The organism is Chryseobacterium koreense CCUG 49689 (assembly GCF_001045435.1).
In the GTDB taxonomy this organism is placed as follows: domain Bacteria; phylum Bacteroidota; class Bacteroidia; order Flavobacteriales; family Weeksellaceae; genus Kaistella; species Kaistella koreensis.
Map to the genome: position 1 here is coordinate 57,898 of NZ_LFNG01000005.1, position 17,953 is coordinate 75,850.

The following is a 17,953-nucleotide window of genomic DNA, read 5'->3' on the forward strand; positions in this document are numbered from 1 at the left end:
CACTCAGAAAAAATCAGCAGAAATAAAGATTAAAAAACCTGCCTATTACAAAAAAATCAATAGGCAGGTTGTAACGATTTATTTTTTAATAAAAGTGCAAAATCCTGCTCCTGCTGTTTTTCCATTGAGTTCTTGCATTGAAATCCCGCCGTCTCTAAATTACTAACTTTCATAAACAAGCACACTCCGAAAGCATCCAAAAGACCAACTCTGAAATCAAACTGAATTTTGTTTTACTTTTTGTGGGCGCTTCGTGAGCTTATTTTTTTTCCAACGCACCGAAGATCTGCAGAAAACCTAAAGGCGTTCAATTTTCTCCTTCTAATATTTACTGAAAAGCGACTTTTCTAGGGTATTGAAGTCAAAAGAAAATCCGGTGTTTTTCAATTTTTCATTGCTCACTTTTGAACCTTCCAGCAGCATAACGGACATTTCGCCAAGAAACAAACGAATGATAAAAGCAGGCAAATTGGGTAGAAAACTTTTCTTTCCATAAGATTTCAACAAGGTTTTGGAAAAATAATTCATGGTGATCTTTTCCGTGGAAACGGCATTGTAAACTCCTTGGAAATCCGGATTAGAGAGGATAAATCCATACAGCCTGACCAAATCCCGTATATCCATCCACGGCAAAAACTGTTTACCCGAACCCAACGAAACATTTATTCCGATTTTGGCCAATGGCGTTAATTTTTGAAGCATTCCGCCATCTTTTCCCAATATCACTCCTTTGCGCAAAATTACAGTTCTGACACCTAAACTGCTAAACTTCGTTGCAGCAGCTTCCCACGATGTGCAGACCGAAGCTAAGAAATCAGTTCCAATCTCAGAAGTTTCCTGATAAATTTTGTCCGTAGTTATTGCACCATAAATTCCAACCCCAGATGATGAAATAAATTTATTGATATTGAATTTATTTTCTGACACACATTGATAAATCAATTCTATGGAATTGATCCGGCTGTCAATAATTTCCTTTTTTCGTTTTTCCGTCCATTTTTTTTCTCCAATATTTGCACCCGTTAGGTTAATAATGGTATCTACTCCTTCAAAAGCTTTTTTGTCAATGTACTGTTGCTCAATATTCCATTGAAAAAACTGAATGTTTCCCGACGGATGTTCATTTGATTTTCGGGTTAAGACGTTGATAAAGTATCCCTGTTCTGCCAGAAAGGAAATAAGATGTTTTCCTACAAAACCTGTTCCCCCCGCGATGAGTATTTTTTTCATGTTATTTCTTTTATTGATTCTCCATAAACTTTCAATGCCCGATCTCTTGCAAGACTGTGTTCAACGATAGGTTTTGGATAGTTGATAGTTCCAAATTCAGGCAACCAATTTTTGATATATTCCAAATTTTTGTCAAATTTTTCGGTTTGTGCAGTAGGGTTGAAAACCCTGAAATAAGGCGCTGCATCGCAACCGCAACCTGCCGCCCATTGCCAGTTTCCGTTATTGGCAGATAAATCGTAGTCATTGAGTTTTTGGGCGAAGTAAGCTTCTCCCCATCTCCAATCGATCAGCAAGTGTTTGCACAAAAAACTGGCAACAATCATCCGGACCCGATTGTGCATATAACCGGTTTCATTCAATTGTCGCATTCCTGCATCTACAATGGGGTAACCGGTTTTTCCCTCGCACCATAATTGGAATTCCCTTTCGTCATTTCGCCATGGGATCCCGTCATATTTTGCTTTAAAAGACTGGTTTACAACTTTTGGGAAATGATATAGAATCTGCATAAAAAACTCCCTCCAAATCAGTTCATTCAACCAGGTTTCATTGTGTTTTAATGCAAAATCCACACATTTGCGGACGCTTATAGTTCCAAACCTAAGCGCAATTCCCAAATGTGTAGTGCGCTGCAATGCGGGGAAATCCCTAAATTTATCGTAGTCATCAATAATGGAAGCGTCTAACTTTGGGATTTCAAAAACCATATCCGTCTTTACAAATCCCAACTCCTCCAACGAAATAATTTCGGAGAAATCCCTCTTTAAAAGTTTGGCGAAATCGGGATTGCTTTCCCTGTAACTTTCTTCGGTTAACAACTCTTTCCACTTTTTGGAATAAGGCGTGAAAACGGTATAAGGCGCTCCATCACTTTTCGCTACTTCCGACTGGTCAAATATCACCTGGTCTCTAAATGACTGAAAAGGAATGCGGAGGGTTTTGAAAAAGTTTAAAATTTCCGCATCTCTTTTTATGGCATAAGGCTCATAATCCCGATTGCAATAAACAGCCTGAATCGCATATATTTCGGATAATTTTTTGAAGACATCCAATGGTTTCCCATAGAACGTAGCCAATGCGGAACACCAGCTTTGTAATTCCAGGTTTATTTTCTCAAGCGCCTGATGAATATAGTCTAATCTTCGGTCGGATTTGTCTTCCAATTTTGCCAAAATATCTTCATCAAAGATAAAAATGGGCAACACAGGATATTTTGAAGAAAGTGCCCGAAACAGTCCCACATTATCTTCCAAACGCAGATCACGCCTGAACCAAAATATGGAAATTTTAGTTTTCATTCAAATACGGATTGTCATTTCTATCGTGTTTTACCCAAATTAATTTAGACGTATCGTACCCGATTTCTTTGGCAATTTTCAAGTAGTTTGCTTTCACTTCATCCGGAATGGATTTTTTGCGCGATAAAATCCACAGATAATCCAAATCATTTCCTGCGATCAAAGCATATTGATAATTTTCATCCAGCGCCACCACATTGTAGCCGCCATAAAAAGGTCCGAAGAAACTCACCTTCAAAGCCGCCACATTTTTTGCTCCTCTAAATTTGGCCAGTCCATTGGCTTTTGACCATTTCTTTTTAATGAAATTGTAGCCACTATTGAGCACCAGTACATTTCCGTTTTCATCCAGTTGATACTGGGCAGAAGTATTGTCTAAATTCCGTTCAAAACGGAAATCAAATCGGGCGATTTCATACCAGGTTCCCAAATACCGATTGACCTGAAAATGTTCCACAGGTTTTGCTTTTTCAGGCATGGAGGAGCAGGAATTGAAGAGCAAAACTGCGCAAGCCAAAACAGCTGTGCTAAAAATGATTTTTGTTTTCATTGTGCTGTTGCTTTTGAAATTGTTTAAAGAAAAAGAGCACCAAAAGAAATTGTGCATATCCGTAAACCGCATCTTCAACAGGTATGGTAAACATTCTGATTCCCAGAAATTCTTTTGGGTTGTAATTTACAATTGGATGCGCTATGAAGCTTCCGGTTAAAATGCCGTTTACGGGAAAAAAGCCCAACATCAAGAGTAAAAATACCGCAGATGCCTTCGTGATCCATTCTGCTCTTGCGATGAAATGAAGATAGATCAAAGTGGCGATGGTTACAATGGCGGTCACTAAAGTATAAATTTTGTCCACATTCACTAAAGCGACCACTGACAAAATAATTACACTTGCGAATACCAAAATATTATTGAAAGCAGCGAGGATCTCCATTGGGTAGTATTTGTCAATGGTAAAATAGGTGAAAATACAGGAAAATGGAATGAAGATGAAAAAGAGGATTTCTTCCAGAGGGAGCCCTGCAATTTTGATTCCTAAGGTGTAATCTGTATTGAACCACCAAACGCCGATCGAAGTAAAGTAAATGTCCCATGCAATAAATGGAACAGCAACCAGGATGGCTGCCTTAAAAAAAGCAGCAAAATGCCGATTAAAACTTATTCTTTTATCAAACGAGGCGATCAAACAAATGATCACCGTGAAAAACAATATCAAGGAATAAGTGAATCTCATTTTTGCTCTTTATTAAAATACATTTTAAAATATTTGTAGGGAACATATAAAAAACCGAAACATTCGCCATCTTCTTTCCCTAAATGCTTGTGATGCTGTTTGTGTGCTCTTCTTAACGCCAGAAAATAGGGATTATCGGTATGCTTAAAGACTTTCAGACGTTGATGTATAAAAATATCGTGAACAAAAAAATACGCCATTCCATAGAGCATAATTCCCAATCCTATAAAAAAAAGCGCATTATAATTTTGAAGTGAACCAAAATACATGAGTGCAATGGTGGGCAAAGCGAAGATCACAAAAAAATAATCATTCTTCTCCAAAACCCCTTCATTACTATGGTCGTGATGATCTTTGTGCAGCATCCACAAAAACCCATGCATGATGTATTTGTGGATAATCCAGGTAGCACCTTCCATGCCGATGAAAACCGCTATGGTTATTAAGAGATTCATTTTTTATTTCTTTTGATTAAATTTTCTTTCTAAAAACCGAAAACGGTAGTTAAAGATATTTTCCAGTTTCTTCCGAACAAAAATTTGGTGAGCGATTTTCCCTAATAATCCAAAAGGAAGTTCGTAATCCACAGTATCCTTCATCAATACGCCTTTTTCATTAGGTATAAATTCATGGAAATGATTCCAGTATTTGTAGGGACCTTTTTGCTGAAAATCGGTAAAACTTTTGCGATATTCCACCTGGGTAATTTTAGTCACCCATTTTAGAGGTATATTCAGCAATGGCGACAGTCTGTACTCAATGATCATTCCTTCATAAATGTTTTGATCCGAGTAATCACTCAACACCTGAAATCCCATATCTTTTGGCGTAATTTCAGAAAGATTCCCGGGTGAAGAAAAAAACTCCCACGCAGTTTCCAAATCACAATTCAATTGCTGTTCTCTATATAATTGAAACCTCATAAATTAATCTTTTAGCAGTGCATCTATATTTTTATTTACAATTTCGGAACTGATCGCATCCCTGTTTTTTCTGATAAACTCCTCATCTTCTTTTAAATGCGATCGGTAACCCAAAAACGAAGGCGCTTTTTTTTGAACAGAAAACCGTATAAATCGCAATTCTACGTTTTTAGGCTGTTGATTGATCGCCTGCTCTATATTTTTTTTGCCTTTTCTGAAGGTATTCAGTTTCTCTAGTGGATTAAAAACATGGTTGGCCCAAATGGTTTGATAAGCACCTAAGTAGCCCAGATAAATCGGTGAATTATTTTTTGCTTTTTCCAGATCTTTTAGCATTTTTTCGCAGAGCATTTTATCTGACACCACTTTACCATAATTATGGCGAAAAGTCTGCAAATCCGACATGCCAAAACTGGATAAAAATACCATTGCGTATCCTATAAGAACTAAAAATTTCATTACAAAAAGGCTGTTTTATACCGAACATAACTTTTGAACGCTAAAAAAGCTTTCTCAGGATTGGAAACTCTCACCCGCGCGTTTAAAATGTCATTAGACGATTTTGACCTTATTTTCTTGAACAAAGATAAATAATACTTGTATGCCAGATAAACACCAAACATAGAAGAAGCAGGCAATTTTCTGATGCCAATCAAAGCTTCTTTAAATTCTTGCTCAATCTCCTTTTCGATTTCACCTTTCACATCATTGTCAAAAGTCCGCAAATCAACATTTGGAAAATAGGTTCTGCCTAAAACCTGATAATCATCTTTTAAATCCCTCAGGAAGTTTATTTTTTGAAATGCCGAACCCAACTTCATGGCATAAGGTTTCAGTTCCTCATATTTTATTTTGTTGCCTTCCGCAAAAACCTGCAGACACATTAAGCCAACCACTTCTGCAGAACCAAAAATGTATTCGTTGTACAGCTCGGAATTGTAATCAATCTTCTGCAAATCCATCTCCATACTATGCAAAAACTTGTCAATCAAATCTTTATCGATGCTGTATTGATGAACCGTTTCCTGAAAAGACTGCAGAATCGGGTTCATAGAAATTCTTTCGGTGAGTGCAATCTCAGTTTCACTTTTCAATCTTTTCAATAGTTTCTCTTTGTCATAATCATGGAAACTGTCCACGATCTCATCTGCCAATCTCACATATCCGTAAATGGCATAAATGGCATTACGAATGGATGGCTTTAAGGCCAAAATACCCAGCGAAAAACTGGTGCTGTATTTTTGGGTGGTGATCTTACTTACGTTGTAAGAAAGCTCGTCAAATAAATGCTTCATGGCTTTTTTTGAATTAAGGATTCTTTGGAAGAAAAGGCCAAAGCATTTAGGAAATTATTTTATTTTCAGATGCTCTGACCTCTTCAAATTTAATTTTACATTGGTGATTTTTACGGGAGCAGCACCTTATCGATTACATGAACTACCCCGTTTTTCGCCATCACATTGAAAGCAGTAATATTTGCAGGACTTGCATTACCATTTCCTTTGACAGTGGCATTAGCGCCTAAACCTATTTTTATAGTCCCTCCATTTGCAGTATTCAAAAGTTGCCCATCAGACAAATCAGATGAAAATGCTCTGGCCGCCACTACATGGTAAGTCAGGATCGAAGCCAAAGTGTTTGGGTCAGCTGCCTGAATGGAAGCAATGGTAGCAAAACCTGCATCAATAAAAGCCTGATTGGTTGGCGCAAACACTGTAAAAGGTCCTGCGGAAGCTAAAATTTGCGCCACGTTGGTACCGCCTTCACTTGCCCTTATTACTGCCGCCACTAAATACGTCAGGTTACTGTTTCCCTGAGCTACTTCAACCAAGTTTCCACTCGGTGGCATCAATACACGTTCGATAGAATGGATCACTCCATTACTTGCTGCAATGTCCGCTTGATTCACTTTCCAACCGTTTACAAAAACACCCTTGCTGTTTTTCGTAATGTAGATATTGTCTCCACCGGCGGTTGCTACAGCAGCGTTGGGACCGGCAGGAACATCAGCCGCCATCACTTTTGAACCTAAAGTGTGATACAGCAAGATATTCTTCAGTTGGTCAGCAGACAAATTCTGAATCACACTACTTGTGACACCCGATGCCAAAAACGCTTCGTCTTTGGGAGCAAAAACCGTGAAAGGGCCGGAACCACTTAATGTGGTTGCCAGATTAGCTTTCACTACAGCAGATTTCAGCAAAGAGAAATTGTTATTGGAGGAAACAATATCAGTGATTGTATTCGGCTGCATTGGGGTTTCATCAGTATTGTCTCTACATGAAGTGAACCCCAAAAACAATCCCAGTAACAGCAGTATCAATTTACTTGATATTTCAGAAGACTTAATATTTTTCATGATAGCAAAATTTTATATATTAGAATTTATGTTTTTAGATGAGTAGTTTTTGCTCAAATTATGGATCTCTGCACTTTGATCTGTCAAAAACCACAATAGGTTTATGAAAAGATTGAAAGTATTCACTTGTCTTTTTCATCATTTTAAATTTTTAACGAGTTCATTTGCCACAATTTTTCCTGAGATGATCGAAGGTGGAACTCCCGGACCAGGAACGGTTAATTGACCTGTGTACCATAAATTTTTCACCTTTTGGTTTCTTACTTTTGGTTTTAAAACCGCCGTTTGACTTAGGGTGTTTGCCAAACCGTAAGCATTTCCGCCATAAGCATTGTAATCTGAAACGAAATCACTCACGCAGTAGCTCCTTTTGTAGGTTATTTTAGAAGCCAGGTTTTCTGCACCAGTAAGTTTCTCAAGGCGCTGAAGCATTTCCACAAAATACTGTTCGCGGACAGATTCATCATCATTTATTCCAATGGCGAGCGGCATCAACAGAAAAAGATTTTCTTTTCCTTCCGGTGCAACCTGGCCATCAGTTTTGGAAGGACAGCAACAGTAGAAAAGTGGTTTTTCCGGCCATTTCTTCTCCCCATAAATGCAATCAATATGTTCATCCAAATCGTTTTCGAAAAACAGTGTGTGGTGTTTGAGGTTGGGAATTTTTTCATTTATCCCTAAATAATAGATAAGACTGGATGGTGCAAATGTTCTTTTTTCCCAGTAATCTTCCGTATAATTTCTATATTCTTTCTCCAACAAAGTCTCCGTGTGATGATAATCTGATGAGGCAATGACCGCATCAAACTCCAATTTTTTCCCGTTTACAGTGATGGACTGCGCATTCCCGTCCTGAATATTGATTTTCTCCACATCACTGTTAAAATGAAAATAAACGCCCTGTTTATCGGCAACTTTTTTCATGGCCAAAACCAATTGATAAAAACCGCCCATTGGATAATGAGTGCCCAAAGCATAACCTCCATAATTCATCAAACTGTACAAGGCGGGAATGTTTTTGGGCGAAGCACCAAGAAATATCACCGGAAACTCCATGAGTGTTCTCAACTTTTCATTTTTAAAATAGCTGGAAACATAACTCCGGAAATTGGTCAGCAAATCTAATTTCAAAGCACTTTTAGCAATTTTTGGTGCAATAAACTCGAACCAGCTATGCGAAGGTTTGGTAACGAAATCCTTCATACCAACTTCATATTTGAATTGGGCCGCCTTCATGAATCGATCTAATTTTTCGCCAGCACCGCGCTCCATTTTTTCAAAAAGGGCTTTTAATTCTCCATAATTTTGGGGAACGGCGACTTTTTCATCAGAGAAAATCATTTCAAACTGAGGGTTCAAGGCCACCAACTTAAAAAAATCGGAAGTTTTGCAATTAAAATCACCAAAGAAATCGTCCATCACATCCGGCATCCAATACCAACTTGGACCCATGTCAAAAACAAAACCTTCCGCCGTGCAGAACTGCCTTGCTCTACCTCCCGGTTGGTCATGCTTTTCAAAAACATGCACCTCAAACCCATTTCTGGCGGCATAAGCCGAAGCAGAAAGACCAGAAAATCCGGAACCAATGACCGCTACTTTTTTCATTGCATAATCGTGTTTAAAGCTTCATCGAGCAGCTGCTCTGTTTTTTTATTCTTTTCATAAATCTGCTGATGAAAATCATCGAGTTTATGGAGCAACCGTATCAATTCCATTTTTTCATTTTCAGATAAATTTCCGGTAACCACGGTGGTTGCAGTTCTGATTTTATTCATTTGATTTTCTAAAGCAGTCAAACCTTTTTGTGTAATAGAGATCACCTTACTTCTTTTGTCGGTGGTGGATTCCCTCTGCTCAATCCAGCCCAAATGGATCAGCCGGTTGATGATCTGCATTCCGACAGGTTTTTCGTGGACATTTTTTTTGATTAAATCCATCTTTAACATTTCGCCAAATGCCTTTAAATTAATAAGATAGATGAAATCATCCTGCGTGGAAAAATCCGATCCTAAGATTGCCGATTTGGAATAGCTTTTCGCATATCTGTTGAGATGCACAAGCAAGGTACTGATGACACTTTCAGCACTTCTTCCGTTTTCTTTTCCTTCCCAATCCGGTTCATGAGAAACAGTGCCGCTATTTCTCAAAATCCAATTTTTAAACCCCTCAATAGAGACTTCGTAATTATTGGTATCCTTGTTTTCAATCTCAAACTGTCGAACCAATTCAATTACATCTTCAATCAAACGATAATTCATACGAATCAATTTTAGTGTACAAATATACTACTTTTTTTTAATTAGGTATAAAAGTACACTAATATTTTAAAAAATTAGTTTACTTTTGTACCAGTTAATTAGTTTATGGGATGAGAAATATTCTTTTGGGATTAGTTTTCCTTTTGCTTGGACAAAGCGTTTTTGCACAAATATTTGGCACTGTCAACGGTGTGGTAAAAGATAAAGACACCCAAGAAATATTAGTTGGCGCAGCAATGACATTTACCGGGACAGACACCATCAACACGGTTTCCGATGAAAATGGTAATTTTTCGGTTCAGCTTCCGGTCGGCAAATACAATTTGGAAACTTCTTATATTGGTTACAACCCTTTTGTGCTTTACAACATTAATTTAAGTTCGGGGAACGCTCAGATTTTACAAATAGAACTGGATCCGAAAAGCCAGGAATTACAGGAATTGGTCATCAATGCCGGCAAATCGGTGCGGGCAACCGATATGGTAACTCCTTTGGCTACGCAGAAATTAACCGCAGAAGAAATCAAAGTAAATCCCGGTGGAAATTTTGACGTTTCCAAAGTAATTCAGGTTTTGCCGGGAGTAGCGGGAGGAACTACACCCAACAGAAATGACATCATTGTGCGTGGTGGCGGTCCCAGCGAAAATGTGTATTATTTGGATGGCATAGAAATTCCCGTTTTAAACCATTTTCAAACCCAGGGAGCAAGTGGCGGAGCAACAGGAATTTTGAACGTTTCATTTATTCAGGATGTGCAACTCACTTCATCTGCATTTAATGCAAGATACGACAATGCTTTGGCTTCCACCATTGTCATCAAACAAAGAAATGGAAATCCCGATAAGTTGAGCGGAAACCTGCGTTTGTCGGGAACTGAATTTGCAGCGATGCTAGAAGGTCCGCTGGGAAAGAAAACCACATTCATGGCTTCTGCAAGACGGTCGTATTTGCAGTTTCTTTTTAAATTACTGGATCTCCCAATCAGACCCGATTATTACGATTTTCAGTACAAAGTCAACCACAAAATCAACAACAAAACAGAACTGACTTTCATCGGAATTGGCGCCATTGACAATTTTAAATTGGCGGTACCTAAAAAGAGTGATGCGAATACGGAATACATTAACCGGGCAAATCCACTGATAAACCAATGGAACTACACCGTTGGAGCTACCTTGAAACGCTTGGTAAATGACGGATATTATAACATTGCATTAAGCAGAAATATGTTTTTTAACGGTGCGGACCGGTATGAAAACAATGCCTCGAAAACCGGTTCTCCATTATACGCTTTAGGAAGTCACGAAACGGAAAACAAACTCCGCTTTGACATGAATAAATTCAAAAATGGCTGGAAATACAGCTATGGTATAGACGCTCAATATGCAAAATATGATGCCAATATTTTCAATACCATTAAAGAAGAAGTGAAAGATAATGACGGAAACATCATCAGTCCCGCCATCACTTTTTCAAGCGATACTGCAATTGATTTTTTCAAATTCGGTGCGTTTGGCCAGATTGCCAAATACTTTTTCGATCAAAAATTCTTGGTATCGGGAGGTTTTCGGGCAGACCTCAACACTTATACAAAAGACGGACTAAATCCACTGAGAACGCTTTCTCCAAGAGCGTCATTCTCCTATATCATCAACAACCAGTGGAATATTTCGGCATCGGTTGGAAGTTATTACAAATTACCGGTTTACACGATGCTCGGATACAAAGACAGCAGCGGAACACTTGCCAATAAAGACCTGAAATATACCAATTCCATTCACTACACCATCGGAACGGAATTTGTTCCCCGAAATGATTTGCGGTTTACTTTGGAAGCATTTTACAAAGATTACAGGAACTACCCGATCTCATTAACCAGTGGAATCTCTTATGCAAATATCGGTACGGATTACTCGGCGGTCGGTAGCGATGCGTTTTCTTCCGTTGGGAAAGGCAAAGTTTATGGTATCGAAGCCTACGTGCAGCAAAAACTTGTCGAAAAACTGTTCTATATCGCGAGTGCCACGCTTTACAAATCAGAATTTTCGGGCATTGACAATCAGTTTAGACCCTCGACTTGGGATTACGGATTTATCGCCTCGGCCACTTTTGGCTACAAATTCAAAAAGAACTGGGACATCAGCTTGAAATACCGAATTGCAGGCGGACAACCTTACACCCCTTTTGATTTAGCCGCTTCAACCGCAAATTATTTGACCACCGGAACTGGCACTTATGATTATTCGCAACTCAACAATAAAAGATTGCCGATTTTCAACCAGTTGGATTTGAGGGTGGATAAGAAATTCAATTTCAAGAAAGTAAGCTTGGATGTATTTGCCGATTTTCAGAATATTCTGCTTTACAAAACACCTTACTTGCCGAAATTCACTTTTGAAAGAACTGATGACAATTCCGGTTTCAAAACCACAGACGGACAACCCATTAAAGCAGATGGAAGCAACGGTATTCCATTAATCCTAGATCAAAAGTCTGCTACTGTGGTTCCATCCATTGGATTTATTTTTGAGTTTTAATGTATCAAAGAAAAACAAGGCAATTCCCATAAGCAAATCTTGATAAAGAGTTGGTCTTAAAAGAAAAAGAGTTGGCATTTTCAACAATGACCAACTCTTTTTCTTTCAGTTTTTTTAAGCATATTGCTAGTTCAAGCTCTATTAAAATCTAACATTTCTAGTTTTTCACGTACGGCTGATTCACTTTCCCCTTGTATTTCATATGTTAAATGAAGCAATGCCTTATAGTAATTCTTCCACGTTTGAAATCATTTTTTAAGTAAGAAAAGATTTGTCTAATAACATTTGTTAGACTAATCTAACTTTATTAGTTTTGCAAGTGAAAATCAGGCTTCAAACTTATGACCAGACTAATAACTTCATTATTTTTAATGACAACGGTACTGTTTACTTCAGGACAATTGCGCATTATGCAAGGTTCTGCAAAGGAAGAGGAATCAAGAACAGGATTAGCATTTCACATTTTCCCGCAAGAAAGTACAAAAAACGCAACCATTACATACAAAGAAAACTCCCAGATCATCCATGCTGAAAACAGTGACGACATTAACCTCATCTCAAAAAGTATCGATTATGAGAAAGATACTTTCAGAATGCGACCAACTAAAGATCAATCCATTTCCATTAAACAATCTGATTCTTTGAATCTGGAAGAAATCGTCATTACAGGAACAACCAGGGCAACTTTAATCCGAGAAAATCCTGTTGCGATCACTGCGGTCTCTTCGAAACAAATAGAAAGCACAACAGAAAGCAACATTATCGATGTACTGGTGAAAAATGTCCCGGGTTTGAAAGCCGTTCAAACAGGTCCGAATATTTCAAAACCCTTCATCCACGGTTTGGGCTATAATCGAGTACTGACATTGTATGACGGCATTCGTCAAGAAGGGCAACAATACGGAGATGAGCACGGCCTTGAAATAGATGGCTACCACATCGATCGGGCCGAAGTCATCAAAGGTCCTGCAAGTCTTTTGTACGGTTCAGATGCTATTGCCGGTGTAATCAGCCTATTTCCTTATATCCCTAAAAAACATGACAAAAAACTACACGGGAAATATGTGAATGAATATCAAACCAATAACAATTTGATCGGTAACGGTTTACGGTTGAATTATTCCGACGGGCATTTTCTTTTTGCCCTAAATGGTTCCTACCGATTGGCAAAAAACTACCGCAATCCTGTTGACGGAAGGGTTTACTTGACCAATTTCAATGAAAAAAATCTTGCTGCACTGGCAATTTTAAAATCACCGAAGGGATTTACCCGCTTCAGTCTCACTTGGCATGACAATCACCAAGGCATTCCTGATGGAAGCAGAGACTCGCTTTCCCGAAAATTCACCAAACAGATTTTTGAACAGGATCATGATGACATTTTTAGCAGACCGATTGTTTCGGATAAAGAACTGAATTCTTACCAAATCCCCAATCTATCTCAGCACATTCAACATTACAGAATTTACCTCCACAGTTTTTACGAACTGGGAAGTGGCGATATTGATGTTTTACTTGCAGGACAACAAAATATCCGGCGCGAATTTACACACCCCACCGACCCAAATCAGGCAGGGATGTTTATGCGGCTAAATACACTGAATTATGGAATCAGATACAGTGCCCCGATTTTTGCTAATGTGGAAACCTCCATTGGCATCAACGGAATGCTGCAAAACAATAAAAATAAAGATGCAACCGATTTTCCCATCCCAGACTACAATTTAATCGATGGTGGAATATATCTGTATGGCAAATGGAAAAAAGAAAAATGGAGCATAAGCGGAGGAGCCCGCTATGATTCAAGGCACGTACAGTGGGATGATTTTTATGTAGCTGAAGATGCTTCCACCGGGTTCGAAAAACAAACCGATGCACAAGATCCTAATGCCAATTTGCAATTTGAAGCATTCCAAAAAACATTTCACGGCATCAGCGGAAGCATTGGCGCAACCTTTCAGGCAAATAAAAATATCAGTTTAAAAGCCAATATGGGACGGGCTTATCGCGCACCCAACATCACTGAAATCGGAAGCAACGGATTAGATCCCGGCGCACATATTATTTATTTGGGAAACAGGACTTTCAGACCGGAGTTTTCCCTGCAAGAAGATTTTGGGATTAATTTGAAATTCCAGGACCTATCGGGAGAAATAACCTTTTTCAACAATACCATTCAAAACTTTATTTTCATGTCAAGTTTAGCAGATTCCCATGGAAATCCGGTGCTGGATGCACAAGGCAACAGAACTTACCAATATGAACAATCCAAAGCACATCTGTATGGCGGAGAATTTTGGCTGGTAATGCACCCGAGAAATTGGAAAGGTTTTCGGTGGGATAATAACATAAGCGCGGTATATGGCTTTAACCGCAAAACGGAGCTAAAAGGAAAAGGAACCTCCGGAGAATATTTACCGCTGATCCCGCCAATGATGATCAACAGTAGCCTTTCCCAAAAAATAGTTTCGAAATCAAAATGGTTAAACTCAATCACGCCGAAATTTGAAGCAGAACATTCTGCTCCCCAAAACCACTATTTTGGGTTAAACGGAACAGAAACAGCAACACCTTCTTACACGCTTTTCAATCTCGGTTTTACCGCTGAAATCAATTCTGCTGAAGACAAGAACATTCTCTTTGTCTTTCAAGTAAATAATCTGTTCGACAAAGCCTATCAATCACATCTTAATCGCCTGAAATACTTTGAATATTACGAAGAATCACCCAACGGAAAATACGGAATTTATAATATGGGAAGGAATTTTGCACTGAAAATAATCCTATCATTTTAACGCAAAAAAGGAAAAAACTCCGGCAACAATCAGTTCGGCAAAAAACTGGCAAGACCGAAAAACCCTATCCATTCCGCATCATGATTCTAAAGGTACTTCCCTCTCCCACCGCGGTGTGAGCGATTCTGATATCACCTCTGTGGTATTCTTTGATGACTCTTTTCGCAAGTGACAAACCTAATCCCCATCCACGCTTTTTGGTGGAATAACCTGCTTTAAAGGCGTTTCTCGCTTGTGCGCTCGTCATTCCGGAACCAGAATCTTTGAAGTCGATCAGCACATTTTTGTTCTTTTCATAAAGTTCAATTTCAAGCCTGCCTTCACCTTTCATCGCATCCACGGCGTTTTTCACGATGTTTTCAATAACCCAGCTCAAAAGGATTCGGTTGTGCGGAATCAGGATTTCCCGATTGGGAAGAACCAGCATGAATTTTACTTTTTTCGAGATTCTGGATTTCAGGTAATCGTAGTTTTGCTGCAAAGTCTCATTCACATTCAGATCATTCAACTCGGGAACCGAGCCGATTTTAGAGAACCTTTCCGAAATGGTTTTCAACCGGTTGATATCCTTTTCAATCTCTTTCACGCCCTCGCTATTCCCTTTCTCAATCCTTAAAATCTCTATCCAGCCGATCATTGACGAGAGCGGAGTCCCAATTTGGTGCGCGGTTTCCTTTGCCAAACCTGCCCAAACATAACCTTCGTCGGTCTTCTTGATGGTGCGCAAAAACCACAGCGAGAAGAAAATATAGCCCAAAATGAAAACCCCCAACAAATACGGAAAATACCTTAAATTATTCAAGAGCCGAGAGTTATCATAATAAACATATTGCCTCTGATTTTCAGAAATCTTTAACTCAAAAGGTTTATACCTGCTTCCCATATCGGCAATCAACCGCGAAAGTTTTTTCTGGTCGTTTACAATTTCTTCGGGAATATTTCTGTAAAAACCTTCATCAATAATGGCTTTGCGGTTTTGATCCACCACCAGGATTGGCAACTTGTCATTCTCCTTAAAAATGGTGAACAGCAGATTCTGGGTATCAGAATCCAAAGTCTTATTCGCCTGCTGAATTTTCATGGCCTCGGCAAAAACGCTGATTCTGTTGGCTTCCCGCTGTCTCAACTCATTGATCAGCGCAACAGAATAAATCGCAACCCCGAAGACAATCGCCGAAAACAGTCCGTAAACGACCCAAATATTAATTTTCGAAAAAAAATGTTGTTTTCTCATCCTTTATTTAAGCACGTTCAGCACTTTGTATAGTGCATCACTTAGGTTTGAACTTTGATAATTATTAATGATGATCGCAAAAACGTACTTTTTCCCGTCTTTGGCTTGGTGGTATCCGGCGAAGGATTTGGTGTCCTTCATGGTTCCGCTTTTCATTTTCATGCCGTTTCCCTGAACCGGAAAACCGTCAAAAAACGCATTGAACCAAGGCTGCTTTTTGCTCCACAGCAGCGACTGCACTTCTGCCCGTGCAGAAACATAATTCTGTGGAGACAACCCGCTCCCATCAGCAAAATTAATCATCGCGGGATGAATTCCTTTGCTCTTCCAAAATTCTTTCAAATAGGCAATTCCGGCTTCGAAACTGCCTTCGTTTTTCTTTTCTTTACCAACAGTTTTGATGAAGGTTTCCCCATAGAAATTCACACTTTTCCTTAAAAACCAAAAGACAATTTTATCTAAAGTAGGTGATTTGTATTCGAGCAGCGTATTATTTTTCGGAGCATATTGAATGGTTTCACCGTTGATCTTCTGCATCGAGGTGGAGGTGATTTTTCCATTAAACTCAATTCCGGATTCTTTCAGCCAATTCTTGATTTCATTTCCTAACGTAAGTGGCGGATTGGGCATAGAACCGGAAACGGTGACCGATTTTGCGGGAAGAGTTCCACTGATCATTGCCACTTCAGAAAAAGGCGCAGTAAAAACCAGACTTTGATCAGAACTTCCGCCGGTTTTCACTTGATTGATCCACTTCACATTGGGCAAATCCACGTTCACGCCTTTCATTTCCTTTCCATTCATCAAGATATCGAACTGGTTTTCGCGCCAGTTCAGGCCCCAAACTCCTGCTCCGTAATAATTCCCCATATCGTTCCACGGCCATCCTCCTGGAATGGGTTGAAAATCGAAGTAAAAATCATCCAATACCAAATCTCCAGAAATTTTTGAGATTCCTTTTTGTTTTATGGCATCCAATAATTTTTGTTTGAAAATTTCGGGTTTATGATTTTCAAAACGCCAACTTCCCAAAGTGGGATCACCATTGGAGGCAATGAAAATGTTTCCGGACAAGTTTCCATTTGAGATATTTCCGGAAAAGCTAGCCGTGGTGGTGTATTGATAATTTGGACCCAAAGTTTCCAAAACCGCTGCAGCGGTGAAAATCTTCTGGGTGGATGCACTTGAAAGTCCCTGATTTCCATTGTATTCATAGATCAATTTTCCATCTTCGTCTGCCACATAAAAAGAAAGGTTCGCAGCATACGCCGGTGCGGAATTGAGCAAATCTTTTGTGGCTGCATCTAATTTCTGGACGATATTTTGGGCAAAAAAAACTTGAAAACTCAGGATCAGAAGTGGAATCAGCTTCATGTGGATTTTTATTTTCAAATATAGCGATTTTATCTTTTCTGGAACCCGGTAAATGACCATGCATTACTCATTCGATTTCTATAGATTTCAACGATAACTAAACCTAAAAATCATATAGAAAGTTTTGATTGAAAAAGCTTGGATTATCCATTATATTTTTATAAAATTTGTATTGGTTAATTAAAACGTGAAATTATGACTTCTATCATCACTGGCTTATTTGAAAGCCAAAGTCAATCGCGGAAAATTTCCGAAGATTTAGAGCATGCAGGATTCAAGGATTCAAACTACATCATGTATCTTCACGATCATAAAGTACCGAAAGAAGTGAAAACATCAATTTGGAATTATTTTTTTGGAGACCATGCCGAAGTGGAAGAAGAACACCTTGTGATAAGTGTAAGGGTAAAAACTCCCGAACAAATAGAGAGCGTAAATAAAATCTGGTCAGAAAATGGAGTTATCCAACAAAATTATTACGAAAATGTGAAATTCGGGGCAGCGAAGTCCCTAGATTGTCTAAAGAGATTAGTGGCCTTGAGAGCAAAAGCACAAATCTATCAAGCACCGGAAATCAAAATCCACGAAAACCCAGAAGGAATCAATTCTGAAGTGGTGTTTTAATTAAATTGGAGAACCCCTAAAAAAAGTAAAAAACAATCTTGAGGAGAGGATTTATTGAATCCTCTCTTTTTTTAAAAAAT

Annotated in this window: 16 protein-coding genes; 3 read left to right on the forward strand and 13 right to left on the reverse strand. The window is 38.8% G+C overall.

Translation table 11 applies throughout. From position 1 onward, the window contains the following. Window positions 1-321: 321 nt before the first annotated feature. From ACM44_RS04465 to ACM44_RS04515, 11 genes are all read right to left on the reverse strand, one after another. Window positions 322-1,230, reverse strand: a complete 909-nt coding sequence (locus ACM44_RS04465; RefSeq protein ID WP_048498862.1) for a TIGR01777 family oxidoreductase — start codon at window positions 1,228-1,230, stop codon at window positions 322-324. Further along, the gene (locus ACM44_RS04470; RefSeq protein WP_048498863.1) at window positions 1,227-2,531 is read right to left on the reverse strand and encodes a cryptochrome/photolyase family protein; all 1,305 of its coding nucleotides are present in this window, start codon (window positions 2,529-2,531) and stop codon (window positions 1,227-1,229) included. Before ACM44_RS04470 ends, ACM44_RS04465 begins: the two co-directional genes overlap by 4 nt. Continuing rightward, entirely contained in the window at window positions 2,521-3,081 is a 561-nt protein-coding gene (locus ACM44_RS04475) for a lipocalin family protein (RefSeq protein WP_048498864.1), read from the reverse strand. The genes ACM44_RS04470 and ACM44_RS04475 overlap by 11 nt, the downstream gene beginning before the upstream one ends. Continuing rightward, a complete protein-coding gene (locus ACM44_RS04480) occupies window positions 3,059-3,766 on the reverse strand; it encodes a lycopene cyclase domain-containing protein (RefSeq protein WP_048498865.1) in 708 nt (235 codons plus the stop codon). The genes ACM44_RS04475 and ACM44_RS04480 overlap by 23 nt, the downstream gene beginning before the upstream one ends. Then, on the reverse strand, window positions 3,763-4,221 hold the full coding sequence (locus ACM44_RS04485) for a sterol desaturase family protein (protein ID WP_048498866.1): 459 nt from the start codon (window positions 4,219-4,221) through the stop codon (window positions 3,763-3,765). The genes ACM44_RS04480 and ACM44_RS04485 overlap by 4 nt, the downstream gene beginning before the upstream one ends. Window positions 4,222-4,224: 3 nt before the next feature. Next, the gene (locus ACM44_RS04490) at window positions 4,225-4,689 is read right to left on the reverse strand and encodes an SRPBCC family protein (RefSeq protein ID WP_048498867.1); all 465 of its coding nucleotides are present in this window, start codon (window positions 4,687-4,689) and stop codon (window positions 4,225-4,227) included. 3 nt (window positions 4,690-4,692) lie between these two features. Beyond that, window positions 4,693-5,148 carry a hypothetical protein gene (locus ACM44_RS04495; RefSeq protein ID WP_152669298.1) on the reverse strand — a complete coding sequence of 152 codons (456 nt, stop codon included), beginning with the start codon at window positions 5,146-5,148 and terminating at the stop codon, window positions 4,693-4,695. Then, window positions 5,148-5,984: a phytoene/squalene synthase family protein gene (locus ACM44_RS04500; protein ID WP_048498868.1), complete on the reverse strand. Its 837-nt coding sequence runs from the start codon at window positions 5,982-5,984 to the stop codon at window positions 5,148-5,150. The genes ACM44_RS04495 and ACM44_RS04500 overlap by 1 nt, the downstream gene beginning before the upstream one ends. 110 nt (window positions 5,985-6,094) lie before the next feature. After that, on the reverse strand, window positions 6,095-7,048 hold the full coding sequence (locus ACM44_RS04505; RefSeq protein ID WP_048498869.1) for a fasciclin domain-containing protein: 954 nt from the start codon (window positions 7,046-7,048) through the stop codon (window positions 6,095-6,097). 138 nt (window positions 7,049-7,186) lie between these two features. Further along, on the reverse strand, window positions 7,187-8,656 hold the full coding sequence (locus tag ACM44_RS04510) for a phytoene desaturase family protein (protein WP_048498870.1): 1,470 nt from the start codon (window positions 8,654-8,656) through the stop codon (window positions 7,187-7,189). After that, complete coding sequence (locus ACM44_RS04515; RefSeq protein ID WP_048498871.1) at window positions 8,653-9,309, reverse strand: MarR family winged helix-turn-helix transcriptional regulator; 657 nt, start codon at window positions 9,307-9,309, stop codon at window positions 8,653-8,655. The genes ACM44_RS04510 and ACM44_RS04515 overlap by 4 nt, the downstream gene beginning before the upstream one ends. Before the next feature lie 110 nt (window positions 9,310-9,419). Here ACM44_RS04515 and ACM44_RS04520 point away from each other — a divergent pair, with 110 nt between their 5' ends. Both ACM44_RS04520 and ACM44_RS04525 read left to right on the forward strand, forming a co-directional pair. Further along, the gene (locus ACM44_RS04520) at window positions 9,420-11,846 is read left to right on the forward strand and encodes a TonB-dependent receptor (protein WP_048498872.1); all 2,427 of its coding nucleotides are present in this window, start codon (window positions 9,420-9,422) and stop codon (window positions 11,844-11,846) included. Window positions 11,847-12,187: 341 nt separating this feature from the next. Then, on the forward strand, window positions 12,188-14,641 hold the full coding sequence (locus tag ACM44_RS04525; protein ID WP_083993646.1) for a TonB-dependent receptor: 2,454 nt from the start codon (window positions 12,188-12,190) through the stop codon (window positions 14,639-14,641). A gap of 64 nt (window positions 14,642-14,705) precedes the next feature. On the opposite strand, the gene ACM44_RS04530 is transcribed toward ACM44_RS04525, so the two are convergent. Further along, entirely contained in the window at window positions 14,706-15,875 is a 1,170-nt protein-coding gene (locus ACM44_RS04530) for a sensor histidine kinase (RefSeq protein ID WP_048498873.1), read from the reverse strand. Between the two features lie 3 nt (window positions 15,876-15,878). Continuing rightward, a complete protein-coding gene (gene dacB, locus ACM44_RS04535) occupies window positions 15,879-17,249 on the reverse strand; it encodes a D-alanyl-D-alanine carboxypeptidase/D-alanyl-D-alanine endopeptidase (RefSeq protein WP_048498874.1) in 1,371 nt (456 codons plus the stop codon). 195 nt (window positions 17,250-17,444) lie between these two features. Here dacB and ACM44_RS04540 point away from each other — a divergent pair, with 195 nt between their 5' ends. Beyond that, window positions 17,445-17,873 carry a hypothetical protein gene (locus ACM44_RS04540; RefSeq protein WP_048498875.1) on the forward strand — a complete coding sequence of 143 codons (429 nt, stop codon included), beginning with the start codon at window positions 17,445-17,447 and terminating at the stop codon, window positions 17,871-17,873. Window positions 17,874-17,953 lie beyond the last annotated feature (80 nt).